Origin of the sequence: Kordiimonas sp. SCSIO 12610 (assembly GCF_024398015.1) — a bacterium.
GTDB lineage: Bacteria > Pseudomonadota > Alphaproteobacteria > Sphingomonadales > Kordiimonadaceae > CANLMI01.
The window spans coordinates 1,436,238-1,463,080 of sequence record NZ_CP073747.1 but is presented as its reverse complement, the minus strand read 5'-3'; the positions used below and the strand labels follow the sequence as shown (position 1 = coordinate 1,463,080).

The window sequence follows — 26,843 nt, the reverse complement described above, 5'->3', positions numbered from 1 at the left end:
CCATTTGTTTTACAGACCATCCGGCATTATCCTACAGCCATATTGGGACTAAAACCTAATTGGGAAGGGAAACTCCATGGGCAATACAGCAACAGTTAAAACAGCATCTCTTGCAGAAAAGATAATATACTGGATTGCTACCGGCTTGATGGCGGCATTAATGCTTCTGGCAATTATCCAGTATCATCTGAACTATGAAGTCATGTCGGGCTTTTTTAAAGCCTTTGGGTACCCAACCTATATTGTTTATCCGCTTGCATACCTTAAATTAATCGCCCTTATAGCGATCCTTAGTAATCGATATCGCAACCTGAAAGATATTGCCTACGGCGCCTATTATATAAATATGATAGCCGCTACTAAGGCGCATTTGTTGGCGGGCGACGATCCAATTCATGCCTATGTTGGACTGGTTGCAATCCCTGTTTCCTACATTCTATCAAATCGTGTGCGCGGCGAACCAAAGCGGGATGCTTTTTTACTGAAATAGAAATTCCGATGCGCATCGAAAGGAATATTGGTTCTTGACGAATCAGTCAGCAATATCTGCTTCTAGTTGCTAAAGTCTTATCCAATAAGGTATTTACACACCAAACAGATGTAATTTCTTCATCATCACTTCACGGAAATGCAACAATTCTGCAACAGTTGTCCCATGATGAGACATGCGTTTATCAAAATGTGCTAAATATATAAATTTATTGAAAATTTTAGCTTTTCTAATTGCCAACCTCTGACCGCCTCTGGTAAATTTAGTTAATAAAAGATTAACGCCCGATCCAGTATGCACATAGTTTTGATTTCCAAGCGGTCAGGCGTTTTTGAAACAAGGGTCCAAACCCAAAATAGGCGTAATTATTAGTAATTAAATTAGGGTCAAGGGAAATGAAACTATCCTCACTAAAAACAACATTGATTGGTGCAGCTGCACTAGCTGGTGCATTATTCACTGGCGCAGCCAACGCGTCCTCGACGACATTCGATCTCACGGGTGATGCAACTTCATTCGAAACTTTTGAGACAACAAACTTCACTGCTACTCTCGTTTTCGACGATGCAGTATCGGATGATGACGGTTCTTTCCAGTCAAGCTACGAATTTTCAAGCCTAACATTCACGATTGGTGCCAACGTTTTCAGTTTTGGCGCGGACATTACTAACTTTGTAACTATTGGTGATATTTTTGGCGAAAACTTCATCTCAATTGACGCATTCAACGCAACTGATGTTTTGACAATTGCTGGCGATAATATTGGTGGTAGCGGTAGCGATTTTACTGGTACTGACCTTGCCAATATAACAAGTATAAGCTCACTTAACACTTTCGGGATTCTGACTACAGCAACTGACTCTTTTGACCTTACTAACATTCGTGCTGCTGCGGTTTCTGCCGTGCCAGAGCCTGCGACATGGTTGATGATGATCTTCGGCTTTAGCCTAACAGGTGTTGCACTTCAGCGCCGCAGACGCGCTATTACTGCTGCATAAAACACAGAAAATTTCAATCCATTGAAAGGCTCAGGTATCAACCTGGGCCTTTTTTGTATCTGGTTAAACCAGCAAAGTGGCAAAGTTAAATCGCATCCAATGTCATGAGGTTACACACACATACCTGTAAGCCAACTTACAACATATTATGTTTTTCCTTTATTAGGCTGCCACATATCGCTGGAAGAAATGTATAAAACAGCTCTACTCATATTTCCCGAAGGAAGCCTCCTCCCGCGCTTTCATGGAACTGCGTTAAATGAAAACCTGAGTGCGTTACTACTTCCCACAACCTACCTAAAGCCTGCCTAAACATCGCTGGATGAACGGTTGAGGGATATCAATGGAAGTCTGCGAACATGCTAATTTTTCAGCCTTAGCATCATAGAAAAAGGCGACACAAAGTGCCGCCTTTCTAAAACAGGTTTATGACTTAGATTAAAGCGTTAACAGGCCACCAAAACCATCATCATCATTCAGTGTCGTACCATCAGCAAAGACAATCTGGTCGATACCGCCGAAGTCATCATCTTCACTTGTCAGACGGATCGTAGAGCCATCGCTTGAACCGTCATCAATAAGAATGATGAAGGTATCAAGGTCATCCACATCTTGCGTGATTGTAATATCGCTTGCACTGATACCTTCACCGAATGTCAAGGTATCAAAGCCTTCGCCTGACTCGATAATGGTATCATCACCGTCTCCCAGACGATAAAGATAGTCATCACTACCTGCACCGCCGTTAAGCTGATCTGTACCACGGCCACCGATAAGAAGATCATCACCGTCACCGCCGATTAACACTTCAACAAAACTATCGCGGTTGTTTTCACCAATAAGGATATCATTATCACCCGCAGCAGCCACACCGTCGCGGCCACCAGTTAAGAACGCTACACGATCAAACGATGTGTCGAATGCACGGCTACCAGACGCGTCAACAATCTCGCGGTCAAGAGCGATATGCAATTCCGAGAATTCAAGTGAAGCAAAATCAACCGGTGCATCACTATTGAAGTCCGCAACACGCCCTACAGAGAAGGCAGCACCAGCCGGTAAACCGCTGCCCTCTAGTGAACTGAGGAATTCATAGAGGTTTGCATCAGCGTTATTACCCAAGCTACCAACATTATCAAAATCATAGGCTGTGAAGAAACGGCCACGGAAACCGATGATGATTTGGAAATCATCAACACCATCCTGAATGATTTGGATTTCAGCGCCCCTCAGGCGGCTAATATCAAAATAGTTCTGAAGACCGCCAGAGTTTACAAGCGACACATCAGTCGCGTTTGCAATTGCGTCCGCGCGTGAACGTTCAAAACCAATAGGCGATGTGATCGTTTCAACAGCATCTTGCCTGAAGAGGAAACGTGCAAGCACAGGATCATGATCCGAAACCACATTACCAAAGTCTGCGTTTACACGGATATAATCAAACTCAGCGCTAGCTGCCAAACTATCTGAAACCGCGATATGATCAATTGGGTTACCAAATGTGTTTGTCGTTAACTCAGACTGATCTGCCTCAGTGAACAAGTTTGTAAGCTCGTCATCGAGAAGTTCAATTGTCGGTTCACCGAACTGCGTATCGTTATAGTCACCAAGAACGATAACATTCGCATCCGGATCGGCGTCCAAAAGACTATCAAGGATAAGTGTAAGCTCTTGCGCTTGCTCCAGGCGCTCAGCAGCATCACCGTTTACATCTGGGTCGCTACCCGCTGAACCTGATGATAAGTGAGCGTTAATGAGCGTTACAGTTTCCCCGTTGAAAGTAAATTCACCGATCAGTGGGAAACGTGGGAAGCTGGTTCCAACCTGAACATCTGTCAACAACTGAGCCGAGCCCTCCACAAAGTCAACCCGGTCAGGGCGGTAAAGGAAGGCATTTGTAATTGTTGTTGTACCAACCGCACCGACGATGTCAGACGGAACAAATACAATCTCGTAAACAGGGCCACCCGCAGCCGCAATCGCGTCAACGATATCCTGAAGCACCTGCTCACCAAACTCGTTACTAACTTCCTGAAGCGCGATGATATCCGGGCTGCCTGAGAAGTTCACGATATGGTCGGCAATACCAGCTGAGTTATCAAACAATGTACCTGTCGCAAAGTTATCAACGCTTCTGATATTGTAGGCAAGCGTCGTCAAATGATCTGCATCACCAACAAGGCTGGTCACATCATCAGACACAGGTACCATTGGTTCACGGTTTAGCTCACCCGGTGTATCATTAAATTGATCGCCAAAATCACCGATTGTAAATTCGCCAACACCATTATCGATACGGAAGCCATGTGCAGGCGCAAACGGTCCGTCTGGTCCTACGATAATACCGCCGTAATTCACATCTGGATTATCATCACCGTCAACGAGTGATAGGCCGTTAATAATATTACCAAATGGCGTAACATCGAATGTGCCATCATCATTGGTATCAAGATCATCCCCAACATTACCTGTAAAGTTCTCAACAATCAGGAATGTTGTAGGCGAACCAAACAAGTCAAAGCTTGCCTGAAGGTCACCCGCGTCAAAAGAGATGCCAGAATCAGGGTTGCCGACAACAAAAATACCATCAGCATCAGTTGATGATCCTGTCAAATCAAAGGCAAAATCAATCGTTCCTGGGCTAAATTCGCCAGAGAGCACGAGAAGCGTAAGGCCATCAAGGCTCTGGTTTGCTTCACCGATCAATTCAATGAAGTTACTTGTGTTATCACCTGCACCTGGTGAAGAAATACGGAATTCGTTGAATGTTAGTCCTGGGTTTTCACCAGCACCACCGCCACCGCCGCCGGTGCCACCATCGCCGCCATCATCGTCAATATTTGACGCACCCGGGGTTGGTCCTTGAGCAACAAAAGTCCCCGTTCCATCGACATCACGGGCAAGAGCATCCTGGTCACTTGCGCCATTTGCACTTTCGTTAAACTGGGTATCTTGGCCAAGCGCCGTTAGAAGGCCTGTGTCAACACCATCATTTGTGCCGTAGACAATCGCATCAACCAGAATATCAAGATTATCGGCAGTTGCTACCGAACCGTTCGGGAAGTCTGCCGCACTTCCAATATACAGTGCAACAGCGTCGGCACCATTTTGGATACCGTTCGTCGTAAATGCTACAAGATCTACGTTGTCGACATTTTCACTTCCAACAACGAAAAAGCCATTTTCATCTGTTGTGAAACCGGTTAGGTCAATCGTACGATATGACTGGTCGTTATTCCCATTGAAAAGCACGAGAACCAGACCATCAAGCGGCGTATTACCAACCCCACCATCATAAAGCTCGATAAATTCTGAACTGTCTGTTCCAACGTTATCCGCATCAATTTCGTTGATGACAATATTCGTTGCCGGGCCATCACCGTCACCGCCACCAGTGCCACCATCACCGCCGTCACCATCAACAAGGTCACCAACCTGCGTGCTGTCTTCTGGGGCAAAGTTTGAAACAACAACATTACGGAATGCAAATGCTTCCGAGCCATCTGTTTGTGCTGTTAGGCGAAGCGTTAATGTGTCACCGGAGCCTTCAATTTGAGAGAAGAAATTCTGGAATACGTTACTAAGAACAGTACCGCTTTCAGATAGAACTGTTGGATCATTTAATTCAACAACACGGCCATCCTCTAAAGTATAGCTCAACACACCATCTTCATCTGTGGTCAGTGTGAAGAGAGGTGCGAATGATCCATCATCAAATGCAACTTCAAAAGTGAATGTATCATTCGCTTCAAAATCGCCCATAGCTGCAAGGTCAAGGGAAACAAAAGGGTTGCTTGCACCACCAATATCAAATGTAAACTCAGCCGTTACCGGTCCATTATTGTCACCATTCTGCGTATCGGTGACACCAAAAAATTCTGCCGTATCTGTGCTTTGAACAATACCAAGATTGTCACTGGCAAACGTGGTTGTATCGTCCAATAACGCGAATGGTATACTTGGTGAAACACCGCGCTGGAAAATACCAAAACCATCGCCAGCAGATGAAAAGTCATCAGTAGAAATAGATTGTACAGGATCAACGTCATCGTCCGAGCCCGTTACAGCGGTACCGAAAACGATATTTGCTTCCTCGCCCTCAAAAGCAATATTATCAACAAAGATATTTTCTGAACCAGAATTCGTATCAACATTCACAGTCAGTGTAATGTTAGTCGCATCAAGACCGTTATCAGCAATGATTTGATCAAGGTCTATGTTGAGCGTATTCCAATTAGCTGACCCATCATCAGCAGAAGCATTTCCTTCAAGCTCAGCTTCGCCGAAATCAAGTACAGTAACGGTTGTAGTGCCATCAGATATGGTAATTGTGAAAGCATCATCGCTTTCATAGCCCGTATCGTTGATAAAATAGTTCAAAGAAACTGTGCGATTTTGAAAACCGCTGACATCAACAGAGTCGAAAACGAGCGCCAAATTACCGTCTGTATCGTTAAATTGAAAATTATGCTCGGTGCCAGCAGCAATAGCTGTTCCGTCAGCAGCAACATCCGGTGCATTGCTTCCAGTAAAGCTGTTTACACCGATAAAATCGGAGCTATCGGTCGCAGCAGGCCCCGAGCCTGTGCCAGCCTCGTTTGATGTCCCACGTGTGTTTGTGAAAAGTGTTTGAAAACCTAAGTCACCATCGCCCGTAGACACATGGTTTGCACCCGCATTCGTTAATGCATCACCGTCTTGGAGATTATCATCTTCATTACGTGTATTGGCGCTTGAAATAGCATTAAAGTTCTGACTGGCGATTATGGCCATTGTTTCACCCCTGATCTGAATAAACTAAACTATTTTCTTTTAGTCCCTGTTACGTATTCCCCCACGAACAGGCAACTAGAAGAAGATACAAACCTGACCAACAAGTCAAGTTGATTTGGCGACTTTGGATGCGTTTTGTTAAGACTTTATTAAGGTTTTATGATATTGGCCAAAAACATAATTAACACATATGGTTAATATGTATTTTTTAGCACTTCCTGCAGAATAAAACGCCCTAGAATCAAAAATAGCCCGCCAAAGCGAGCTATAATCGTTAACAAAATCGGAGGTGATTCTTTTCAAAGAACCTATATATGAAGCGCATGCCCCAGTGCCTTGAGTGCAGCCTCCTGAAAACCTTCGCTCTGGGTCGGATGCGCGTGGATTGTTCCCGCGATATCCTCCAGCGTTGCGCCCATTTCAAGCGCAAGAGCAAACCCGGCACTCAGCTCGGAAACACCGCCACCTACTGCCTGGATGCCGAGTACCAAGTGATTATCAGCACGCGCTACAACGCGAACGAACCCCTCTTCCGCTTCCATTGTCATCGAGCGACCGTTGGCCATGAACGGAAATACACCAATTTTTGTTTCATAGCCCGCTGATTTTGCTTCGTCAGGCGATAGTCCGACAACAACAACTTCAGGGTCTGTAAAACAAACCGCTGGAATACAAACTTTATCGAACGAGCGGTTATGCCCTGCGATAATCTCTGCAACCATTTCACCCTGTGCCATCGCACGGTGTGCCAGCATGGGTTCACCTGTCACATCACCAATCGCCCAAACATTACGCATTGATGTTTTTGACTGATCATCAATTTGGACAAACTTTCCGTCCATTGTCAGATCCATCTCTTCAAGGCCCCAGCCTTCAGTTTTCGGACGACGGCCAACAGTTACAAGGATTTTGTCAGCTTTAATCTTATCTTCAGCACCGTCCGCAAGCTCAACCTTCAGGCCAGTTTTCTTACTGTCTTCACCGAGTGCTTTCGTGTTCAACAGAACGGTAATACCAAGCTGCTCAAGTTTCTTGGCAACTGGCTTTGTAAGTTCTGCGTCATACTGCGGCAGAATACGACCCATTGCTTCCACAACGGTCACATTCGCGCCCATCTTGCGCATGGCGATGCCAAGTTCAAGGCCAATATACCCACCGCCAACAACGACCAAATCATTTGGTACTTCATTAAGCGAAAGCGCTTCTGTGCTTGAAATAACCTTATCGTTAAACTTGAGGAACGGTAACTCAACGGCTTCGGACCCAGTGGCAATAATCACATGTTCTGCAACGATCGTTTGCTCGCCTGTATCGGTGGTAACAACACAAGTCTTACCGTCACTCATCCGGCCCCAGCCTTCAACAAGCTTAACCTTGTTTTTACGGAGCAAGCCAGCAACGCCGCCGTTCAGGCGCTTTACGATACCATCTTTCCATTCAACGGTTTTCTTGATGTCAATCGATGGTTTTTCAACACTCACACCAATCGGTGATGATTTGCCCGCGAAATGAACGGCTTTTTCAAACTCGTCTGCGGCATGGATCATTGCCTTTGATGGGATACATCCAACATTCAGACACGTACCACCAGGCGCCTGCCCGTCTACAATAACCGTGTCGAGGCCAAGCTGCCCCGCTCTGATCGCAGCAACATATCCACCAGGCCCTGCACCGAGGACTAAAACTTTACAATGTATCGGCTTCACCTTAGCTCTCCATGAACAATTTAGCTGGGTTTTCCAGGAGGGATTTTATGCGTTGAATAAAGTTCGCAGCATCCCAACCATCAATCATCCGGTGATCAAAAGATCCCGACAGGTTCATCATTTTGCGCGGTACAAATGCACCGTCACGCCATACCGGGCGAACTGCAATTTTGTTAATCCCCAGAATAGCCACCTCAGGGTGGTTGATGACTGGTGTTGTTACAATACCACCAATTGGACCAAGGCTTGTGATTGTGATCGTAGAGCCTGTTAATTCCTCGCGTTTGGCAGTTCCGTTACGTGCTGCATCAGAAAGACGTTTCACTTCGCGCGCACAGTCCCAAACATCACGTGCTTCGGCGTGCGTTACCACAGGAACGATAAGCCCCTTATCTGTCTGCGCCGCGATCCCCAAGTGCGCACCACCATACTGGTAGAAAACTTCATTTTCATCATCATAGCGCGCGTTCATTTGTGGATAATCACGCATCGCAACCACAAGCGCCCGCATGATAAACGGCAGAAGCGTCAATTTGGGCTGGTCTTCACGGCGTTCCTTATTCAGGTTAGCGCGCAAAGCCTCCAGTTCATCAACATCAACTTCTTCTACATAGGCGAAATGTGGGATACGACGTTTGGTATCCTGCATCTTGTTCGCGATTTTACGGCGAAGGCCGATAACCTTAATTTCTTCAACTTCGGTGTTCGCAACAAGACCAGAACCGCCAGCAGCAACAGGCGCTGCGTTCCCTGCCATATAAGCATCCAAATCATCATGGGTAATCCGACCCGCTGGGCCAGTGCCGCGCACGAACTTAAGGTCAATACCATTGTCTTTGGCACGTCCCCGGACCGCAGGGGATGCAATTGGTTTTTCGCCCGCTGCGCGCGGTGGACCTGCATGCGCTGATGCAGCTGGTTTTGGCGCACTATGTGATACCGCTGCCTGCACAGGTGCGGCCTTCACAGGCTCAGATTTTGGTTCTGGCTTGGTTTCAGGTTTTGGTTCCGCTTTTGCTTCCAGTTTTGTTTCAAGGGCTGGCGCTTCAGTCTTAGGAGCTTCTTCAGCCATGTCGGCTGCATTGCCTTCACCCTCGACCTCTAATTTGATCAGAGGTGAACCAACAGCCATGGTTTCACCAATTTCACCACCAAACCAGATAACTTTCCCAACAACTGGTGACGGGATTTCAACCGTCGCTTTATCCGTCATCACAGCCGCGAGCGTTTGGTCTTCCTTGACCATATCGCCGATCGCAACATTCCATTCAACGACTTCAGCTTCGGCAACGCCCTCACCCACGTCAGGTAATTTAATTACATATTCACCCATCTTATGCCTCCATCGCGCGTTCTAGTGCTTCACCCAGCCTTGCTGGTCCCGGGAAATACTCCCATTCCTGCGCATGCGGGTACGGTGTATCCCATCCTGTCACACGTTCTACAGGAGCCTCGAGATAATGGAAACAACGTTCCTGAACCTCGGCAGCTAATTCCGCCCCAAAGCCGCTCGTTCTTGTTGCTTCATGCACCACAACACAGCGGCCTGTTTTCTTTACAGATTCAACGATTGTGTCAACATCAAGCGGTAATAGCGTTCTAAGGTCAATCACCTCGGCGTCAATGCCGGTTTCCTCTGCGGCGGCTTCCGCAACAAAAACCATCGTTCCATAAGCGAGGATTGTAACATCATTACCTTCGCGGCGGATCGCGGCTTTGCCGAGCTCGATTTTATACGCTTCCTCAGGCACTTCACCAAGCGGGTGCTTGGACCACGGAACAACCGGACGGTCATGATGGCCATCAAACGGGCCATTATACAAGCGCTTTGGTTCAAAGAAAATAACAGGGTCATCATCTTCGATCGCTGCCATCAAAAGTCCCTTTGCGTCATAAGGGTTTGACGGCATCACAGTTTTAATACCGCAAACATGGGTAAAGAGTGATTCTGGGCTCTGCGAGTGCGTCTGCCCGCCAAAGATGCCACCACCACACGGCATGCGGATCGTAAGCGGTGACGTGAAATCACCGTTTGAGCGATACCGAAGGCGCGCAGCCTCAGACGTGATCTGGTCAATTGCCGGATAAACATAGTCAGCAAACTGGATTTCTGCGACAGGACGTAGGCCATAAGCCCCCATACCAATCGCAGCACCGATAATGCCACTTTCATTGATCGGCGCATCGAAAACACGGTTCTTGCCGTATTTCGCCTGAAGGCCCTCTGTACAGCGGAAAACACCACCGAAGAAACCTACATCTTCGCCGAAGACAACAACATTATCATCCTGCCCCATAGATAGGTCGATCGCATTACGGATCGCCTCGATCATATTCATGCGTGCCATCTTTTATACTCCGAGCTTTTGGCGCTGTTCGCGCAGATGACGAGGCATTTCCTTGAAAACACCTTCAAACATATCACGTGTGCTTGGCTTTGGACCGCTGTGAAGCGTGCCATGGCTCTCTGCCTCTTTGGCCGCGTCCAGAACTTCCTGCTCGATCTCGGCAACCATTTGCTCGTGACGCTCGTCTGACCACAGGCCTTTCTTGACCAGATAACCCTTTAGGCGCTCAACCGGATCACCAAGCGGCCATGCCTCAGCCTCGCCTTTCGGGCGGTACTTGGATGGATCATCGGATGTAGAGTGGCCACCCGCACGGTACGTTACCCATTCAATCAACGTTGGGCCAAGATTGCGGCGCGCACGCTCTGCTGCCCAGCGGCTTGCAGCATAGACAGCGAAATAGTCGTTACCATCAACGCGTAGTGACGGAATACCAAACCCGTGACCGCGTGAAGCAAATGTTGATTGTTGACCACCTGCAATGCCTTGGAAGCTTGAGATCGCCCACTGGTTATTAACCACATTCAAAATCACTGGTGCTTTGTATACAGAGGCAAAAACAAGCGAAGCATGGAAATCACTTTCCGCTGTTGAGCCGTCACCGATCCAGCCAGAAGCAATTTTAGTATCGCCCTTGATCGCAGACGCCATCGCCCAGCCAACAGCCTGAATATACTGTGTACCCAGGTTTCCGGAGATAGAGAAGAAACCATATTCCTTGGATGTATACATGATCGGAAGCTGGCGACCTTTAAGCATGTCTTTCTCATTTGAGAAAATCTGACACATCATATCAACCATTGGGAAATCCTGGCTGATCAACAGTCCCTGCTGACGATAGGTTGGGAAATTCATATCGCCTTTTTCAAGCGCCATCTGGTGCGCGCAAGCGATCGCTTCCTCACCAGTACACTGGATATAGAATGATGTTTTACCCTGACGCTGTGACATAAACATCCGTGCATCAAACGCCCGAACCTTTAGCATGTCACGAAGACCTTTCATCGCCATCTCGTCGTCAACATATTTTGCCCAGTCACCAACAGGCTCGCCGTTATCATCAAGCACGCGGATCATCGTGTAAGCAAGATCGCGCATATCCTTGGCATCAGCGTCCACCGCCGGCATGCGAACACTGCCAGCTTCTGGAATATCAATATAAGAAAAATCGGGTTCATCGCCTGGTCGACCAACCGGTTCCGGCACATGAAGCTTTAAAGGACCAAAATCACTCATTCACAGTATCTCCCGTTTTATGCTGGCTTCTGAAAGAAAACAGCAAAATGCGCCGCAAAAGAACAAAGTCAAAGACGCAAGTTTCAGAGTTTACAGTGCCACCCAATTTATTGTCTTTGTGACAACCCAACCACAAACCCCTGAATTTCGGTTCAAAGGTATCGTATCTTTATTATTGCACGACAATCCTGTATTTTTGCATTTTCATTATGCATTTTTGCATTATAATAATATTTCAAAACACATAAAGCTACGGTGATATAATTATGAATTGGGACGATATTCGCCATTTTTTAGCTGTTGCACGTGCAGGCCGCCTAAGCAAAGCCGCACAACAACTCAGCGTTAACCAGGCAACGGTCGGTAGAAGGATCAGTGCACTCGAATCGGCCTTGGGATCAAAGCTGTTTGATAAAAGCCCTCAGGGCTATACGCTGACCGAAGCGGGTGAGCGCTTAATTCCAGTGGCAGAACAGATGGAAAGCGCCACAATTTCGGCCTTTGCGGAAATGGCGGACGAAGAACAACATTTCTCTGGTACTATTCGACTTGGTGCACCGGACGGCGTCGCCACCTATTTGATTTCAGAAGGCGCCAAAAGCTTCTGCGAGCGTCATCCAAACCTCGAGCTTCAGATAGTTGCGTCACCACGCACCTTCAGCCTATCAAAACGGGAAGCCGATTTCACAATCACTGTATCACCCCCAAATCAGGGGCGACTTAAGGTTAGGAAAATTTCCGATTTTCATTTGCATCTGTATGCCAGCAAATCTTTTATCGACGCGCATGCCCCAATAATGACGACAAACGATATCAAACACCTGCCGAACGTTGCCTATATTCCGGACCTGATCACTGACAAAAAACTGGATTATCTGCCATTAATTGATGATGATATTAAAGCCAATATTACAAGTACCAGTTTGCATGTGCAGGTGAACTGCACGCTTGCGGGTGCCGGACTTTGCGTAATCCCCGACTTTATTGCGAAACGCCATGCTGATTTAGTGCCAATTTTGCCCGAGCAGGTTCATTTCAAACGGTCTTTCTGGCTCGTGGTTCATGAAGACTATGCGAAACTAGAGCGGATCAAAGCCATTTCAGATTATCTGACCGATCATGTTCGTAATCATTTGGGAGCACTTGCAGCGACAAAATAAAGCCCGGTCCTAATGAGCATTAGAAATGTAAGGTTTAACTGTTCGAAACCGGACATTCAGTGTTCAATTCTGAACAACGATAGCCGTTTACAATAAATTATAAAACTATAACCATCTGATTTCTATATGTATTTTTTATAAGCATCATTGGTACATAGTTTGCTTAATCAAAAGAAAATATATCAAATGACATCGAGGAAAACATGCTTAAGCAAATTTTAAAAACCGGTTTTTGGCAAATGATCAGGCGGCCTGCCCTGCCTCTACTAAATATGCTGGGTCTAGCGGCCGGCATTGCGGTTTCAATTCTTATTCTCCTCTATGTTCATGTTGAATTAAACTATAATTCCTGGGTGGAAAATCATGAGGGCCTTTACCGTGTTGAAGGGCAGGCACTGCGCTCGACAACAGGTGGGTATGGCATAAATACAGTTACACCGCTCGCCCCAACCATTCGTGAAAATATTGATGAAGCTGAACTGGCTCTAAGGATGGGTTTCAGAAACTGGCCAATCAAACAGGACACGCTCATTAATTATGAAACGATCACAATCGCTGATCAGGGTTTATTCGACATTTTTACCGTCGATTTTGTTAGCGGCACCGCTCAGACTGCTTTCTCCAACAATCATAGTGTTGTTCTATCTGAAGCAATGGCCGCGAAATACTTTGGTACTGGCAATGCGATCGGCCAAACACTAACCGTCAATAACATTGATTATATTGTAAGCGGTGTTTTCAAAGATCTGCCTGCTCATACCGATTTTAATATTCAGATTGCTATTCAATATAGTGATGCGCTTGTTCCTAACCATGCATCGTGGGACAATGTGAGTTTGCAGACCTATGTAAAATTACGCGACGGCGCAAGCATCGCAGACGTTGAAGAAAAACTCGCAGTTATTGTTGATGAACACCGGCCCTTTCAGGGTCCTGGGACAAGCGATATGCGTGAAATCTATCGCCTTTTCCTTCAACCGTTCGGAGATATTCATCTAGGGTCCAGCGATCGTACTTCGGCTAATTCGATTGGGCGTTATGCAACGGTATATTCTTTCCTGGGTATAGCAATTCTAGTGCTTGCAATCTCAGTATTTAACTATGTAAGCCTCGCTACGGCCAGAGCCGTCGAACGAGAAAAAGAATTTTGCCTTCGTAAAGTTTCAGGCGCCAATTATTTCCAAATCATCCGGCATGTGATGATCGAAATGGCCATGCAAACCATTCCTGCCGCCCTGATTGGCTTGTTGATTGCTGCCGATCTGTTACCATATTTTGGTTCGATCATGGGCGTTGAGTATAAACTGGGCGACCTGTTCGACACCTCAGGCATCACAATTTTTGCAATATCAACAATTTTACTCGGCCTTGTCGCAGGGTTTTATCCTGCACTTATCATCAATAAGTTCCGCCCTGTTAAATTTTTATCTGGCGGTAAATCACAGCGAGCTAATGTGACACGGTTTAGAACAGCACTTGTCTTCATTCAGTTTACGGCTTCAATCGCGCTTATTATTGGTGCTGTGGCTATTTCACGACAAATGGCCCATATTCAAGACCTTGATCTCGGTTTTGAACCATCGAACATAGTGCTCATTAGAGGCTTGGACCGCGGGGTTGATGCGTCGCGCTCAGAAAGTTTTAAAGCACAAATCGCAAAATTATCCGGCGTCGAAACAGTAACGCGCTCCTCAGTTGTTCCCAACGACAATAGAGTTACCTACGAAGGGTTCTATTCAAAATTCCAAACACCGGAGAGCCTGATCGGACTTCGCCTTGTTGCAACCGATGATGATTTTTTCACAAGTTATCAGGCCAATTTGATTTCAGGCCGTCAGCTTAATACAAATTTCGCGGACGATTTTGTCGAACTGAACAATTATTCTCCGCGCGATGGTAACAAAAATGTTGTCATCAACCGCGAAGCCGTCAGAAACCTGGGCTATGAAAGCCCAAGCGCAATCATCGGCGAGCATATCACAATGGATCTGGGTGAAGGCCAAGGCGCAGATTTAACCATTGTGGGTGTTATTGACGATATCCAGTTCCGCTCGGCTCGCAGGCCAATGGAAAACAAGATATATTTTCACTCACCAAACGCTTTGAATGTTATGTCTGTTAGACTTGTAAAAGGCATGGAAGCCCAAACAATCTCGGATATCGAAGCAATTTGGCAACAAATGTACCCTGAAACTCCCTTCCTGCTTCAATATATGGAAGAACGTATCGCCAGCCTGTATGATAATGAAAATCAGCAACTGAGTTTATTCGCTGTATTCTCAATTCTTGCTGTTATCCTGTCGCTTGTCGGGTTGATCGGCCTTGTCAGCAATTCAATCGCTCACCGTGCAAAAGAATTCAGCATTCGCAGGGTGCTCGGTGCTTCCGTTGCAGACAATCTCAAGCTCTTTACCTGGCAATATTTAAAACCTGTCCTGATCGCCAACCTGCCTGCAGGGTTTGTTGCATACTATTTCCTAAACGACTGGCTACAGAAATACCCAAGCCGCATTGATATGGGGGCCGACCTGTACCTTATTGGCGGCGGTACAATAGTTTGCATAACTGTTGTTCTGGTTGCTTCCTTGGTGCTTCGTGCTGCATCCGTTCCCCCAGTCAAACTATTAAAATACGAGTAAGCGAGCGAAAACAACATGGTTCTTGTCAATACATGACAGGAACCATGGGTCACTAGCATTGAAAGCCCCAGTTAAAGACCGAATTTATAGGAAAAGAATATACCCATCGTAAATTGGTTGCGGCTGCCGCGCTCAATCACTAGTGGGCTATCAGCCACATCACCTGTTAAGCGCTCCAGACTGCTGAACCCAATGATTGAAAGCCGCCTGCTGTATGGATAAATAACCTGTGCATTCGCACTTACGGAGTAAAGGCCACCGCCTGCGTCAAATTCAGGCAACCCGCTCGCAAGCGATTGATTTTGATTAACCCCGAAATAGGCTTGATTAAAATCATCATCAGTGAAAATTGCCCGCGCACCAACTGACGCCAAAATGGGACGACCACGCTCATAAAACCAACTTGAAATATTGCTTTGGAAAGCAGCCTCCAGTTCACCGACCAAACCTTCGTGGCCGTTCAGCCCTTGTCGTGTTTCCGCTTTAAAGCGCCAGGCACCTGTCCTGTATTCTGCAAACCCGCCAAGCTCGAATGTACCCGCAACATCACCAAGGCCAATAAGGGCATCCGTATTCCCACCAATCACCGCAAATGGACTAGTGCCGCCATTTTCATCACGTGGAAATGCATACCGCAAAATTGGTCCAACACGCCATGTACCATCGTTAATGATATTATATCCCGCCCCTTTCTGAACAGAGGCAAAAAACCTGTTTTTAAAGGTCAGACGGATAGACGGCAAAAGTGATAGTTGATACTCGTCAGAACCAGCAAACACAGGGGAAAATAATGCACCTGCCCCAAGGTCAATTTCCCAATCCGACAACCTTTGCGGCCCTTGAGGTCTTTGCGGTGGTTGTTGCACCTGAGCGTCTGGTGCCTGCGCAACCGCCCCATGGGCAATCAGAATCATAATTGCGGAAAATACGGTAAATACAGAAAAATTCAAAATTAGGCGTTTCATTATAATCTACCCTGCTGTCTTGTTGTTTATCATTAAACAAGATACGCTTTGAGGGTTGGATTAGATTGTCAGCCGCAGTTGGAAGTATAAATATATGGCACCCTTTGATTTTAGCTCCCGCCCTAAAACCATCGATTATAATCGCATCTCTAAGCTGCATTATCTTGGGAATTATGTTCGCCCACTTCCTGTCTCTATGACACGTATGATGGAAAACGCCTACGATTGGGAGCATTTGCCCTACGTGCACCCTTCGTCCTTTGCGGGAATTGAATTACTGGATAGTGGGACATGGGGATGGCGCGCTAAAACAACCTTGCCCGGACAAGCAGACAATCCTGTTTTCCAGCACATTGAGCTTTTGGTTGACTGTACAAGGAATTACTGGGCAACGACTGTTCTTGACGGCCCCGGCGAAGGAATAGAAATTCACACTCAGGCCAGTAAACAGATCAGCAAACAGGCCAATGAACTGGAAAGCAAAACAGGCGATCATGGTATAGAAGTTGATGTAAGGTTTTACCTGCCCGAAAAACCGGAAGACCAAGGGTTTTCTGACGCTCTGTTGAGGATGATGCAAGTACAGTATCAAACGCTCTATGATGAAGATCAGGACTTGATGCAGGGTCGGCAGGAAGCTATCGACCGAAAAAACATATCAGGTACTAGTCTAAAAGACCCCAATCAGGTTTCTATTCCAATCGCGGCAATCGAAGGCCAATTACCCCATATCCTGGAATATAAGGGTACACGTTATTGCATCAGAAAATGGAACAATGAGTGGGTCATTTATGCAGCAGACTGCCCCCACCTTTTAGGGCCGTTGGAACATTCGTCAATTGACAAGGATGGCACGATTACCTGCCCGTGGCATGGTTATAAATTCAGCATCAAAACAGGCAAAAACTGCGATGGAAAATCATCTGCATTACAGCCTGCGCCGGAATTATCGGTTGAAGAAAATGAATTGAAAATCTGCTTCCCAAACCTGTAAACAATAAGAACAAGAAACAAAAAGGGCGAAGGTACTCCCCCGCCCTAATCATCCAACCTGATCATCAGATATGGAAAGTTGAATATAAGCTCATTCGCTTACACGCCTTCCTATTCTGAGCCTTTCTTTTCAGGCCATTCCTTAAACCATGTATCCAGAATTGAAATCGTTCTAAGCATATTTGAAGGAATACTGGATGTTCCATGATATTCGCCCTTCATGGCCACGAGCTTTGTCGGCACACCTAGAACTTTAAGCGCTGAATACATTTCTTCCGCTTGCTTCAAAGGTGTACGCAAATCTTTGTCACCAGTCATGTAAAGTGTTGGCGTTTTCGTATAAGGCGCACGTGATAATGGACTGTGCTTCATCCAGGTTTCAAGGTCTTCCCACCAAGGCTTGTGGAAACGACGATAGGACCATGCGACAACATCCGCCGTGCCAACAAAACTAACCCAGTTAATCACAGGGCACAGCGACGCACCAGCCGCGAAACGATCCGTATTACCAACAACCCATGTGGTCAGAACGCCACCGCCTGAGCATCCAGTAACATACATCCGGTCTTCGTCGATTGACCGTTTTGCAATCGTTGTATCAACACCAGCCATCAAGTCGGCAAAATCGCGGTCACCCGGATAGGCGTTATCAATCGCGTTTGCAAAATCACTACCATAGCCCGTTGACCCGCGCGGGTTGGTATAAACCACCACATAGCCCTTGGCTGCAAATGCCTGCATGGCAAAGCGGAAGTTTGTGCCATACATGGCATGCGGCCCGCCGTGGATGTATAACAACAGCGGATATTTCTTATTAGCGTCATAATCAGGCGGTGTGATTATCCAGCCCTGCACCTTTGTGTTTTCGGTGCTGTCGTACCAAATCTCTTCAACACTGCTGAGTGTAACACCATCCAGAATATCAGCGTTCAAGTTTGTAAGCCGGGTAACGTTGCCCCGACGATCCGAAACAGCAAGGTCACGGTCATGTTCGGGCGTCGTCAGCGTTCCAACCATCCGACCGTCTGATGCCATGCTCGCCATAGCGAACTGTTGCATGTCACCTTTCGTGACAGTTTTCATATTTCCGTTTGAAAGCGTTAATTCAACAACACCTGCGTCGCCTTCTGTGGCCATATTAAAAAATACGCTTTTACCGTTCTTCGCAAACCTGAAATCACCCGCAGAATTTGGAAGGGTTTTGGTGATGCTTCGCTCACCACTACCATCGATGCCAACGGTTCGAATTTCATCAACACCGTATGTGGCAATCGTGTCGGCCTGACCCGCAAAAATCACTGTCTTGCCATCTGGTGACACGGCAGGTGATCCCCACATACCCGGCGTGTTTGTTAGGCTTTTGATTTTGCCTGATTTCACATCAACCTTATGAATGAAAGACATGGGAACAGCCTCATTCACATCACCTTCCGGGCCATTTCCATCAAATACGAGGTGGGTATTATCCGGTGTCCATACGAAAGGTGAATTGGTTAAAATGCCAGAAAACCTTAGGCTTGTATGCCATTTACCGCTCGTCAATTGCTTTGCAGTACCCCCGTCCGCAGGAACCGTAAACAAATGATCAAACCCCGCGATCAAACCAACGCGGTCCTGCCTGTAATGAAGCGTATCAATAACCGTCGCGCCGCCCCGTATTTTAGCGCCCTTCGGCATTTTTGGCTGCTCGTATTTCCAATCAGATTTAGCCGGAACACGCGCACGAAAAGCAACGGTTTTACTGTCCGGTGACCACCGGATCATCTGCGGTGCATAAAGACTGTGGGTAATCTGACTTGTGGCACCCTCGGCGTCCATCCAGCGCACAAAAACCTGCGGCTTTCCGTCGTCACCAACTGCAACATAGGCAATGCGGCTACCGTCTGGTGACCAACGAACACCCCCGCCTTTCACGAGGAAACGGTGTTTACCACCGTCCGCATTCATCATCCAGATTTCGCTCGAAATCCTGTCTTCCATCGCATTGGTGCGCGACCGGGTATAGACAATAACTTTACCATCCGGCGAAACCTGCGGCCCACCCGCACGTTCCCAGTTTAACCAATGCTCAGGTGTAAGTTTATCGTTCGCTGAAACAATCGATGATACAAATGATGACATAACAATCATCAGCCCAATACGTATCATTTTGGAATATGTCGTGATCATGACCCCTCTCCTTTTTTCATTTCCCTAATCGAAAGCTTAGTGAAATCGAATTGGAATTGGAAATCACGAAATCGATTATACCTGCATGGCGGTAAAGAAGGCAGCCGCTTCTGCGTCAGCGGGGAACACCAACTCTAACCTAAGTTCGTCCAAAATAGCTGCATTAGGCTCAGAAAAATGAGCAACCATTGTAATCATATTAATCACAGCATCCCCCATTTTAATACGAGGACAAAGCGCGAGCTCGTGACGGTCCGTTGTCTTTGGTTCCGGAACATTTTGCAAATATGCCTGCGCCCGGGAAAGCAAGGCCTGCATTTGTTCGTCACCGGGGGCTTGCATCGCTTCTGCACGCAAGCGTTTCATGAATGCCCAGGCAACTTCGTCAAAATTCTCGACCATATCCCGAAAAGCACCAGGCGCCATAAAGGCATCAACCATATTGGGTGTATCCAGCCCCGGTGCCATAAACAGCATTTTGCCAGCCTCATTCGCTTCGATCAAATTCCACCAGCGATCCACCACATATGCAGGGAATGGGTCTTGCTGTTTCAGCATGCGAAAAATTGCATCCCTGTAAGGGGTAAGGGCCGCCGCATCATAATGCACATCTGGAAACCGCGCCGGAAGGCCTGCCATTTCATATAGCTTATTTTGCTCCCTAAGCGGAATTTCAAGCGCTTCTGCCACCTTGCGGACAGTCTCCACTTTTGGCCGTGAGCGCCCCGTTTCAATGAAAGAAATATGTTTTTGTGACACATCTGCTCTCAAACTAAGTTCCAGTTGGCTGTGCCCGCGGTGTTGGCGCCACTGTTTCAGCATACGGCCAAAGCTCGAAGTCACTGAACCCGTATGTTCTAGTGTCGTGCTAGCGTCCGGTTTGATAGTTTCTGCTGATATAATAGGCATCTGCTTGTCTCCAATTGCGTACAAAGATCATAATGGAAAACGGTAATGCTGGCTATTACCTGTTAGGGAATTGCGGATATTCCACACGCGGTCTAGCCTGCGAGAACAACCACACCGCTTTTTAAGAAAAGGAGCAGTAAATGAATTCAAAACTGATTTGGACCGTATTATTGATCGGCTTTGCCGGCGTGAATATCTATGCCTTTACGACCGCAACAAGCGGTGATTTCATGCACTATCTATCCAACCTCGGCCCATGGGGAATACTCGCAAGCGTGGATTTGGTTTTGGCACTCTTTATCGGTATTGCATGGATGTGGCAGGACGCAAAAAACAAAGGGATTAACCCACTTCCCTACACTGTTTTAACGCTGCTGACAGGCAGCATTGGGCTTTTGGTGTATCTCGTCAGGTTCGGCGCTGACACGAACCCAGCGCACACGGTCGCTGCCGAATAAATTGGGTATCTAAGACACCATCACCTTTACGGGTGGCCCGAGGCTGCTGCATTCAAGACAATTCTCACTCCCTCAGCAGCAGCCTTGGGTTACGCTATTCAGAGCATCAATTGAATGACTATATTGATCAGCCGCCTTGCCCTTAATGCACTGTAACGCTGGCGAAATATCTGTCAGCGCGCTAAAAGGCCTCCAGGTGATCGCTCATCGCATCGGCGTCTGAGGCTGTTTTTCTGGCTGGCCCGCCTACACTACAGGGCAAACGATCCCTGAAAATATAGGCTTTCTCACTTAAGGCGGCGACAAACAAAATAAGCTGGTGCTCGGCAAAACCCATATCTTCGTCACTCAGCCAATATGATAAGAGCCCACGTCCCTTGCAGACATCACCCCTTTGATAGGCGCGCATACACTCCAATATTCGCTGCTCATCCGAATTGGGGGCCAGGCATTTAGGGCAGCCGATTTCTATTTTATGCTGGCTTTTCCGCGCCAGCATGCTCATGAATTGATCGAGGGATTTTGACGCTGTTACCGTGCCAACCTGACAAAATCCGCGATTCCATATATTAAGGGCATCATGAACCGGAGCACTTCCCCTTTTTGCCGTTAGCACCCTCACCCACGCACGCACCATCAACAGGGCAAAGTTTTCTGCGGCGCCCAGTTTTAAGCCCCTAGCCTCTTTAGTATCCGCAATATGATTATCCTTTGTCGCTAAAAACTGTCGTGACTCGTCCATTATTCATTCCCTCATTGCAGCTAAATGCCGTTGGTGGCTTAACGTGATTGCGTGATAAACGAAACACTATTAATAATGATTATTAATTGCAATATATTTTTTCACCTAAAATGCACGCCATAACGGCCAAGGTGATTTTTTTTAAAAATTCCTCTTGCACATCAGAAAAGTTGTGATAGAAAGGCGCCCGCAACGGCGAACAACGCCGATGCCCTTACCGAATAATGTGCCGGTATAGCTCAGCTGGTAGAGCAGTTGATTTGTAATCATCAGGTCCTTGGTTCGATTCCGAGTGCCGGCACCATTTTCTCCTTAAATATTGATAGCTTTAATGTTCAGGCAATCATCTTGCCAAGCAAAGCATGCCGAACCATCGCTGAAGAAATCAATGTCAAACTATGCAGTAAAGCAAAACTTTCATACATCACATTACTGAATATACGTAGGCAACTTGATGCAAGAGAACCTTATCCCTATAGTGAAAATTCACAACCTATTGATGATCAAATAAACTGGAAGGATACATGATATGGATAGAATTGAACCATTTCAGACTTGGCGAGACAACCTGCAAGAACAGCTTGATAACGCCGATAGTGTTCACTTCGAATTCATCGGCGGGCCAACACATGAAGAATTGAAAGAGGATTTGAGCAAATGGATTGCGAAATACGACGGCATTATAGAACGTCGAAAAGCGAAGCGATGCATGTAGATTGACCAATCACAATAAAGGACACTTAAGGGGGCAGAATGACCAAAAAGTCTCTTCAAAAAGAACCGGAAAACAACACCAGCGCTATATTAATGGGCGTTGCTATCTTATTGGTTATTCTGGTGTTTGCTATTGATACACCGGAGAAATGTGGCACCCTTAAGCTAAAAGTTGTCGGCATTTCTAAACAGCAAAGCGATACAGCAACACCAACATTACTGGTTGCAGAACTTGATACTGGGAGAAGAGTGACATTAGGGAAGTCCTCAACAGCACTGCGCAAGAAGGGGGAATTTGTAATTGCAGACAAATACTGTACACAGATTTTAAAACGGGTGTCATACAGGTATGTTTCTCATGTTAATCAGCTAGCACAATAAAGGACGACAGAATGTCGGAACTTACTGATCTAAATAACCGTCTCGCTTCTGCCGCGACTGAAAAAGATATGCATAGCGTGCTAGATGAAATTTTTGATAGCAGCACCATCGGTGTACCTAATGCCTTTGAGCTTGTTTATCAAACACCACTACCTGAGCCGCAGGAAAATTGGAAGCACGCCTATTTGGCTGAACGAAAACTAGGCTAAACTGACGTTACAATAAAGGACGACGTTATGATCGAGCACCTACAGAGTATTCTTACTATTGGTCAGCAAACTGAAGGGTTATTTACCTCGGTTAGTAACGCAATCTTGCAAATTAACAAAAACAAAATTACCAATAAACAGGTAAAAGCAATTGGCCTAATCAAAGAGGTAATCGTTGATATTTCAAAATTATCTGGTGGAAAAGCTAATGTGATTGACGCTCTTATGAGACTAAAACACGAGCTAACCGATACACAATCTCCCTCAACCAGCACGCTGTCATTCATATCTTCGCAAGCAAAATTCCTTGGTACGAAATCCGAAGTACTTGATGACGTTTTACACGAGATTAAAACCGTGACACCTGCAATAGGAAACTATTTACACGAATTGGTTAATATCAAGTCTCAGTTATACTCAAAACTAGAAAACCCAGAGTTTACAAGAAAACTAACGATTGAAAATATCGATACAATCATACTAGTTCTTAGAAAATTCAAGAATCTGGCGGAGCATGCAGAAGATGCACTTCGTGGTAGATTGCCCCAACCTCAATGGGACTAATCACAATATAGTACCATGTGTAGTAAGATTCTCGAAGAAGAAATAATCTCAGACACTTGCTCTACAAAGTCCCCCTATCCCCCTCTCACAATAACATTCCTGCTAAATATTGTTGACTGGCCTCCCTAATCATTCTGCATTATGACATAGAAGCAGATTAGAGGAGCACATATTGAACCCTGCGACGCGTATATTGGTGACTATCTTCATCGTGACTTTCATCCTGATGTTTGTGGTGATTTACCCTATCGTCACGGATGTATCGGAAACGCGCCGTAAGGATGCTGCCTTTTTTGATGAAACCCTTATCCCTCAAACCATTGTTCCCCTGACATTAACCAGCACAGCGCCGTTCCGTGTTATTCCAATCGATGCCTTGGAAAGTGATTTTGATCAGGTATCAATCACCACAAGCACCTATTTCACGGGCGATGAAATTCACACATTTTCTGGCCCACGGGTGATGGATGTGTTGAATTTGTATGCTGAAAACGATGTATTGCCGCGCCTTTCGGCTTCTGCGTCCATTAAGGCAGGAACATCCTATTGGGACGATAAGGAAATTATCGCAGCCGCGGGCGACGATTATGATATTCGCATTCCAATCACAGAGGTGTTGGAAAAATTCAACCCCATCATCGCGACACAAATGGACGGCAAACCATTACCAGAGGAATATGCCCCCCTGTTCATCGTGTTCGATAGGGACGGTATCGAAGACCTGGATAATACCTATACACAATATTGGGTCTGGTCGCTTACCCGCATGCATATTGCGGTGAAATAAAAACCACAGACTCTGTTAACGGGGCTATTTATCGCCGCCAAGCCATATGAATAAGCGGGTATGGCCGACCCTGATCGTCGGTTTCTGATCGGCCTGTTTTTTCAAAGCCATGTTTTTCATAAAAAGCCCGTGCGCCTGGATTTCCTTCGTTCACATCAAGCGTCAGCGTTTCAAACTGACTTTGCATTTGTTTGACAATAAAACTACCAATCCCTTCACCGTGGTGGTCACTGTGAACAAAAAGCGCATCGATCGAATTATCGGTCATACCAATGAAGGCTGTTGGGGTATCGCTCTGATCAACTGTCACCATGAATTCCGCATTTGGGATATAGTGATCCCTCACAAGGTCAGCAATTTCAGCGGCATCCTTTTCACTAAGGAAATCATGGGTTGCAGCAACGGCCGTTTGCCAGATATCGAAAAGGCACGAATGATCGCTTGGTGTCGCCGCACGCATTGTAATGGTCATTATTATACTTTCTTATCCTATTCGCCTGACAGTATCTTTTTACTGATTATCGACCGCTTCGATCATGTCTTCTACGCTCGCAAACTTCACGCGTGGCGCGCCGTCTGTGGCAGCGCTGGTTTCGGCTTCATCAATTTTCTTCCAGTCAGCGAATGTCACAATTTTCAGGTCACGTTCCTCAACGATTTTATCAAGGCCTACTCTGCCACCGCGCCCACTTGGCTGGACCTCTTCAAGGATTTTTTTCGCGATTGCCACACCGTCCGGTTTATTGGTTCCTATTGTGCCCGTGGGGCCGCGGCGCGCCCAACCAACACAGTAAAGCCGATCAGCGATCAAGCCTTCATCATTTTCAAAACGGCCGCGCCGTTCGTTATAGGGAACATCCTCGATGGGCGCAGATTTATAGCCGATACAGGGCACAATCAACCCAACAGGCAAGGTTTCAGTCTCTCCTGTTCCTGTGCAGGTTCCATCGGCCTCTACACGCGTTTTCTCTAACCGGATACCACAAACGCGCTCGTCGCCCAGAATGGCCATAGGCCTTCGGTAAAACATCAAATGCAGTCTTATGTTTTTATCGTCAGGCTTGTTTTCTGCCATTTTTCTGAGCGCAATCATGTTTTTCTTTTGCGCGCCAGCAAGTTCGTCATCACCAGAGGCGTCGGGGAGTTGACCCTCATCAACCAAAGCGACACAATTCTCTAACTCATTGAGTTCACCCATTTCTTTTGGTGTAAAGCTTGCCTCTAGTGGCCCACGGCGCCCAAACACATAAATATCCCGAATTGGCGAGCCGTGGATTTGATCGGCTGCATGGGGGGCAAGGTCAGAATTTGTCATTTCATCCGCAGTTTTGGCAAGCACCCGCGCGACATCAATCGCCACATTGCCGTTACCGATAACCGCAACACTTGCCACTTTAAGGTCTGGCGCGAGGTTACGGAAATCAGGGTGACTATTGTACCAGCTAACGAATGCACTCGACCCAATAATACCAGTTAGGTTTTCACCGTCGAGGCCCAGTTCACGGTCTTTGGCGGCCCCCGTTGCCAAAACTACAACATCATAAAGCGTTTGTAGTTCCTTTAAGGTTATGTCGCGCCCGAGGGAGAGATTTCCAACAAATCGGACATTTTCCCTGTCATTCGTGGCACTATACCGTTTTGCAACATTTTTGATTGATTGATGGTCAGGCGCGACCCCTGCCCTGATCAAACCAAAAGGGGTTGGTAGGCGATCAATAATATCAACACGCACGTCATCCCGCCCGGTGGTTAGCGCCTCGGCGGTGTAATACCCTGCGGGCCCTGCTCCAATCACCGCCACCCATAAGATTTTATCAGCGATTTTCCCCGAAACATCATCAGCCATAACACACCCTCCCTCTGCGGCATACACGCATATAATACCGCAAGAGTGGGTCATTTTCCAATGGCTGGCAAGAATAAAAATGGGAAGACTACGAGCAATAACGTAAGTGCCAGGCGCACAGTGAATCCATTTATTGCGGCAGGGCTGAGATCGCATCCATGAATTTATCAAGCGGGGCAAACCGAATATTGTGGATTTTAGAATGCTTCACATTAATCCCCTCTGGCAAAATAGAATGTTGCTTTCGGTATGTGTAATAACTTGCGGATATTCGAAAACACTTGCCACCGTCTTCCCTTTCAAAGGGAAAACCCAGGGTCATACATGTGATGACATCACCGCTCGCCAGCTCAAGGTCTTCTTCCTGAAAACTGACTAGGTTATTGTTTCCTCCAAATTGGAAAAACTCCTGAACCGCATCCTTGCTTTCTGGCGGGATAAAATCGGCGACCTTCTTTCCTGTAACAGATTGGCTGCTAAAAATTGGTTCAATCAAAGTGCCCGCAAGACGAAAGAAAACATCACCGTCGATGATTTCGCTGATGACAATAAACGGCAGAACGCCGGTAATTTTTGTCGGCGAAAAAGCAGTTTTTTGTAGTGATTTTCCATCACTATCAAAATATAAACTGGCGCAATAGTGCGCAAACTCTTGAAGAACGCTAACTTCAGACACGTCACAACACAGCAGACGCACAGATGCATCATCTGACAAAAGGCGGTTTTCAAACATTAATCTCGACTCAATCGTACAAT

General features: G+C 46.6%; 23 protein-coding genes and 1 tRNA gene. 12 read left to right on the top strand and 12 right to left on the bottom strand.

Annotation, left to right across the window (positions count from 1 at the left end):
* Positions 1 to 76 precede the first annotated feature (76 nt).
* Entirely contained in the window at positions 77 to 490 is a 414-nt protein-coding gene (locus KFF44_RS06625; protein WP_255938325.1) for a DoxX family protein, read from the top strand.
* A gap of 395 nt (positions 491 to 885) precedes the next feature.
* A complete protein-coding gene (locus KFF44_RS06620; protein ID WP_255938324.1) occupies positions 886 to 1,488 on the top strand; it encodes a PEPxxWA-CTERM sorting domain-containing protein in 603 nt (200 codons plus the stop codon).
* Positions 1,489 to 1,926: 438 nt separating this feature from the next.
* On the opposite strand, the gene KFF44_RS06615 is transcribed toward KFF44_RS06620, so the two are convergent.
* The 5 genes from KFF44_RS06615 to KFF44_RS06595 all read right to left on the bottom strand — a co-directional run bounded on the left by KFF44_RS06615 (position 1,927) and on the right by KFF44_RS06595 (position 11,551).
* Positions 1,927 to 6,261 (bottom strand): hypothetical protein, encoded by a 4,335-nt coding sequence (locus KFF44_RS06615; protein WP_255938323.1) that lies wholly within the window; start codon positions 6,259 to 6,261, stop codon positions 1,927 to 1,929.
* Positions 6,262 to 6,569: 308 nt separating this feature from the next.
* The gene (lpdA, locus tag KFF44_RS06610) at positions 6,570 to 7,967 is read right to left on the bottom strand and encodes a dihydrolipoyl dehydrogenase (RefSeq protein ID WP_255938321.1); all 1,398 of its coding nucleotides are present in this window, start codon (positions 7,965 to 7,967) and stop codon (positions 6,570 to 6,572) included.
* A 1-nt stretch (position 7,968) separates the two neighbouring features.
* A complete protein-coding gene (locus KFF44_RS06605; RefSeq protein ID WP_255938319.1) occupies positions 7,969 to 9,300 on the bottom strand; it encodes a dihydrolipoamide acetyltransferase family protein in 1,332 nt (443 codons plus the stop codon).
* Between the two features lies 1 nt (position 9,301).
* A complete protein-coding gene (locus KFF44_RS06600; protein WP_255938318.1) occupies positions 9,302 to 10,315 on the bottom strand; it encodes an alpha-ketoacid dehydrogenase subunit beta in 1,014 nt (337 codons plus the stop codon).
* Between the two features lie 3 nt (positions 10,316 to 10,318).
* Positions 10,319 to 11,551, bottom strand: a complete 1,233-nt coding sequence (locus tag KFF44_RS06595) for a 3-methyl-2-oxobutanoate dehydrogenase (2-methylpropanoyl-transferring) subunit alpha (RefSeq protein ID WP_255938317.1) — start codon at positions 11,549 to 11,551, stop codon at positions 10,319 to 10,321.
* Between the two features lie 266 nt (positions 11,552 to 11,817).
* Between KFF44_RS06595 and KFF44_RS06590 the strand changes: the two genes are divergently transcribed.
* Both KFF44_RS06590 and KFF44_RS06585 read left to right on the top strand, forming a co-directional pair.
* The gene (locus KFF44_RS06590; RefSeq protein WP_255938315.1) at positions 11,818 to 12,711 is read left to right on the top strand and encodes a LysR family transcriptional regulator; all 894 of its coding nucleotides are present in this window, start codon (positions 11,818 to 11,820) and stop codon (positions 12,709 to 12,711) included.
* A gap of 203 nt (positions 12,712 to 12,914) precedes the next feature.
* Entirely contained in the window at positions 12,915 to 15,350 is a 2,436-nt protein-coding gene (locus KFF44_RS06585; protein ID WP_255938314.1) for an ABC transporter permease, read from the top strand.
* A gap of 71 nt (positions 15,351 to 15,421) precedes the next feature.
* Here KFF44_RS06585 and KFF44_RS06580 read toward each other — a convergent pair whose 3' ends face one another.
* Positions 15,422 to 16,315, bottom strand: coding sequence for a MipA/OmpV family protein (locus KFF44_RS06580; protein ID WP_255938312.1), 894 nt, complete (start codon positions 16,313 to 16,315; stop codon positions 15,422 to 15,424).
* 94 nt (positions 16,316 to 16,409) lie between these two features.
* Here KFF44_RS06580 and KFF44_RS06575 point away from each other — a divergent pair, with 94 nt between their 5' ends.
* Positions 16,410 to 17,309, top strand: coding sequence for a Rieske (2Fe-2S) protein (locus KFF44_RS06575; protein ID WP_255938310.1), 900 nt, complete (start codon positions 16,410 to 16,412; stop codon positions 17,307 to 17,309).
* Between the two features lie 110 nt (positions 17,310 to 17,419).
* On the opposite strand, the gene KFF44_RS06570 is transcribed toward KFF44_RS06575, so the two are convergent.
* On the bottom strand, positions 17,420 to 19,477 hold the full coding sequence (locus KFF44_RS06570) for a S9 family peptidase (RefSeq protein ID WP_255938309.1): 2,058 nt from the start codon (positions 19,475 to 19,477) through the stop codon (positions 17,420 to 17,422).
* 75 nt (positions 19,478 to 19,552) lie between these two features.
* The gene (locus KFF44_RS06565) at positions 19,553 to 20,386 is read right to left on the bottom strand and encodes a helix-turn-helix domain-containing protein (RefSeq protein ID WP_255938308.1); all 834 of its coding nucleotides are present in this window, start codon (positions 20,384 to 20,386) and stop codon (positions 19,553 to 19,555) included.
* A gap of 140 nt (positions 20,387 to 20,526) precedes the next feature.
* Here KFF44_RS06565 and KFF44_RS06560 point away from each other — a divergent pair, with 140 nt between their 5' ends.
* On the top strand, positions 20,527 to 20,844 hold the full coding sequence (locus tag KFF44_RS06560) for a hypothetical protein (RefSeq protein WP_255938307.1): 318 nt from the start codon (positions 20,527 to 20,529) through the stop codon (positions 20,842 to 20,844).
* A 181-nt stretch (positions 20,845 to 21,025) separates the two neighbouring features.
* Here the strand turns inward: KFF44_RS06560 and KFF44_RS06555 are convergent, their stop codons facing one another.
* A complete protein-coding gene (locus KFF44_RS06555) occupies positions 21,026 to 21,586 on the bottom strand; it encodes a hypothetical protein (RefSeq protein WP_255938306.1) in 561 nt (186 codons plus the stop codon).
* 228 nt (positions 21,587 to 21,814) lie between these two features.
* Between KFF44_RS06555 and KFF44_RS06550 the strand changes: the two genes are divergently transcribed.
* From KFF44_RS06550 to KFF44_RS06525, 6 genes are all read left to right on the top strand, one after another.
* Positions 21,815 to 21,890 (top strand) — tRNA-Thr (locus KFF44_RS06550).
* A 225-nt stretch (positions 21,891 to 22,115) separates the two neighbouring features.
* A complete protein-coding gene (locus KFF44_RS06545) occupies positions 22,116 to 22,301 on the top strand; it encodes a hypothetical protein (RefSeq protein ID WP_255938305.1) in 186 nt (61 codons plus the stop codon).
* Between the two features lie 38 nt (positions 22,302 to 22,339).
* Positions 22,340 to 22,681, top strand: a complete 342-nt coding sequence (locus KFF44_RS06540) for a hypothetical protein (RefSeq protein ID WP_255938304.1) — start codon at positions 22,340 to 22,342, stop codon at positions 22,679 to 22,681.
* A gap of 11 nt (positions 22,682 to 22,692) precedes the next feature.
* Complete coding sequence (locus tag KFF44_RS06535) at positions 22,693 to 22,890, top strand: hypothetical protein (RefSeq protein ID WP_255938303.1); 198 nt, start codon at positions 22,693 to 22,695, stop codon at positions 22,888 to 22,890.
* Between the two features lie 27 nt (positions 22,891 to 22,917).
* Positions 22,918 to 23,454 (top strand): hypothetical protein, encoded by a 537-nt coding sequence (locus KFF44_RS06530; protein WP_255938302.1) that lies wholly within the window; start codon positions 22,918 to 22,920, stop codon positions 23,452 to 23,454.
* 172 nt (positions 23,455 to 23,626) lie between these two features.
* Complete coding sequence (locus KFF44_RS06525; protein ID WP_255938301.1) at positions 23,627 to 24,241, top strand: hypothetical protein; 615 nt, start codon at positions 23,627 to 23,629, stop codon at positions 24,239 to 24,241.
* A 28-nt stretch (positions 24,242 to 24,269) separates the two neighbouring features.
* On the opposite strand, the gene KFF44_RS06520 is transcribed toward KFF44_RS06525, so the two are convergent.
* The 3 genes from KFF44_RS06520 to KFF44_RS06510 form a co-directional block, all read right to left on the bottom strand.
* Positions 24,270 to 24,713 (bottom strand): acetyltransferase, encoded by a 444-nt coding sequence (locus KFF44_RS06520; protein WP_255938300.1) that lies wholly within the window; start codon positions 24,711 to 24,713, stop codon positions 24,270 to 24,272.
* Positions 24,714 to 24,752: 39 nt separating this feature from the next.
* On the bottom strand, positions 24,753 to 26,087 hold the full coding sequence (locus KFF44_RS06515) for an FAD-dependent oxidoreductase (RefSeq protein ID WP_255938299.1): 1,335 nt from the start codon (positions 26,085 to 26,087) through the stop codon (positions 24,753 to 24,755).
* A 130-nt stretch (positions 26,088 to 26,217) separates the two neighbouring features.
* Positions 26,218 to 26,820, bottom strand: a complete 603-nt coding sequence (locus tag KFF44_RS06510; protein ID WP_255938298.1) for a hypothetical protein — start codon at positions 26,818 to 26,820, stop codon at positions 26,218 to 26,220.
* Positions 26,821 to 26,843 lie beyond the last annotated feature (23 nt).

Excerpts from the sequence above, each read along its gene's own strand:
- KFF44_RS06570 (WP_255938309.1), bottom strand. The coding sequence starts at position 19,477 with ATGATCACGACATATTCCAAAATGATACGTATTGGGCTGATGATTGTT.
- KFF44_RS06565 (WP_255938308.1), bottom strand. The coding sequence starts at position 20,386 with ATGCCTATTATATCAGCAGAAACTATCAAACCGGACGCTAGCACGACA.
- KFF44_RS06595 (WP_255938317.1), bottom strand. The coding sequence starts at position 11,551 with ATGAGTGATTTTGGTCCTTTAAAGCTTCATGTGCCGGAACCGGTTGGT.
- KFF44_RS06620 (WP_255938324.1), top strand. The coding sequence starts at position 886 with ATGAAACTATCCTCACTAAAAACAACATTGATTGGTGCAGCTGCACTA.
- KFF44_RS06615 (WP_255938323.1), bottom strand. The coding sequence starts at position 6,261 with ATGGCCATAATCGCCAGTCAGAACTTTAATGCTATTTCAAGCGCCAAT.
- KFF44_RS06520 (WP_255938300.1), bottom strand. The coding sequence starts at position 24,713 with ATGACCATTACAATGCGTGCGGCGACACCAAGCGATCATTCGTGCCTT.
- KFF44_RS06555 (WP_255938306.1), bottom strand. The coding sequence starts at position 21,586 with ATGGACGAGTCACGACAGTTTTTAGCGACAAAGGATAATCATATTGCG.
- KFF44_RS06580 (WP_255938312.1), bottom strand. The coding sequence starts at position 16,315 with ATGAAACGCCTAATTTTGAATTTTTCTGTATTTACCGTATTTTCCGCA.
- KFF44_RS06605 (WP_255938319.1), bottom strand. The coding sequence starts at position 9,300 with ATGGGTGAATATGTAATTAAATTACCTGACGTGGGTGAGGGCGTTGCC.
- KFF44_RS06545 (WP_255938305.1), top strand. The coding sequence starts at position 22,116 with ATGGATAGAATTGAACCATTTCAGACTTGGCGAGACAACCTGCAAGAA.
- KFF44_RS06510 (WP_255938298.1), bottom strand. The coding sequence starts at position 26,820 with ATGTTTGAAAACCGCCTTTTGTCAGATGATGCATCTGTGCGTCTGCTG.
- KFF44_RS06625 (WP_255938325.1), top strand. The coding sequence starts at position 77 with ATGGGCAATACAGCAACAGTTAAAACAGCATCTCTTGCAGAAAAGATA.
- KFF44_RS06575 (WP_255938310.1), top strand. The coding sequence starts at position 16,410 with ATGGCACCCTTTGATTTTAGCTCCCGCCCTAAAACCATCGATTATAAT.
- KFF44_RS06590 (WP_255938315.1), top strand. The coding sequence starts at position 11,818 with ATGAATTGGGACGATATTCGCCATTTTTTAGCTGTTGCACGTGCAGGC.
- KFF44_RS06540 (WP_255938304.1), top strand. The coding sequence starts at position 22,340 with ATGACCAAAAAGTCTCTTCAAAAAGAACCGGAAAACAACACCAGCGCT.
- KFF44_RS06530 (WP_255938302.1), top strand. The coding sequence starts at position 22,918 with ATGATCGAGCACCTACAGAGTATTCTTACTATTGGTCAGCAAACTGAA.
- KFF44_RS06585 (WP_255938314.1), top strand. The coding sequence starts at position 12,915 with ATGCTTAAGCAAATTTTAAAAACCGGTTTTTGGCAAATGATCAGGCGG.
- KFF44_RS06515 (WP_255938299.1), bottom strand. The coding sequence starts at position 26,087 with ATGGCTGATGATGTTTCGGGGAAAATCGCTGATAAAATCTTATGGGTG.
- KFF44_RS06560 (WP_255938307.1), top strand. The coding sequence starts at position 20,527 with ATGAATTCAAAACTGATTTGGACCGTATTATTGATCGGCTTTGCCGGC.
- KFF44_RS06600 (WP_255938318.1), bottom strand. The coding sequence starts at position 10,315 with ATGGCACGCATGAATATGATCGAGGCGATCCGTAATGCGATCGACCTA.
- KFF44_RS06535 (WP_255938303.1), top strand. The coding sequence starts at position 22,693 with ATGTCGGAACTTACTGATCTAAATAACCGTCTCGCTTCTGCCGCGACT.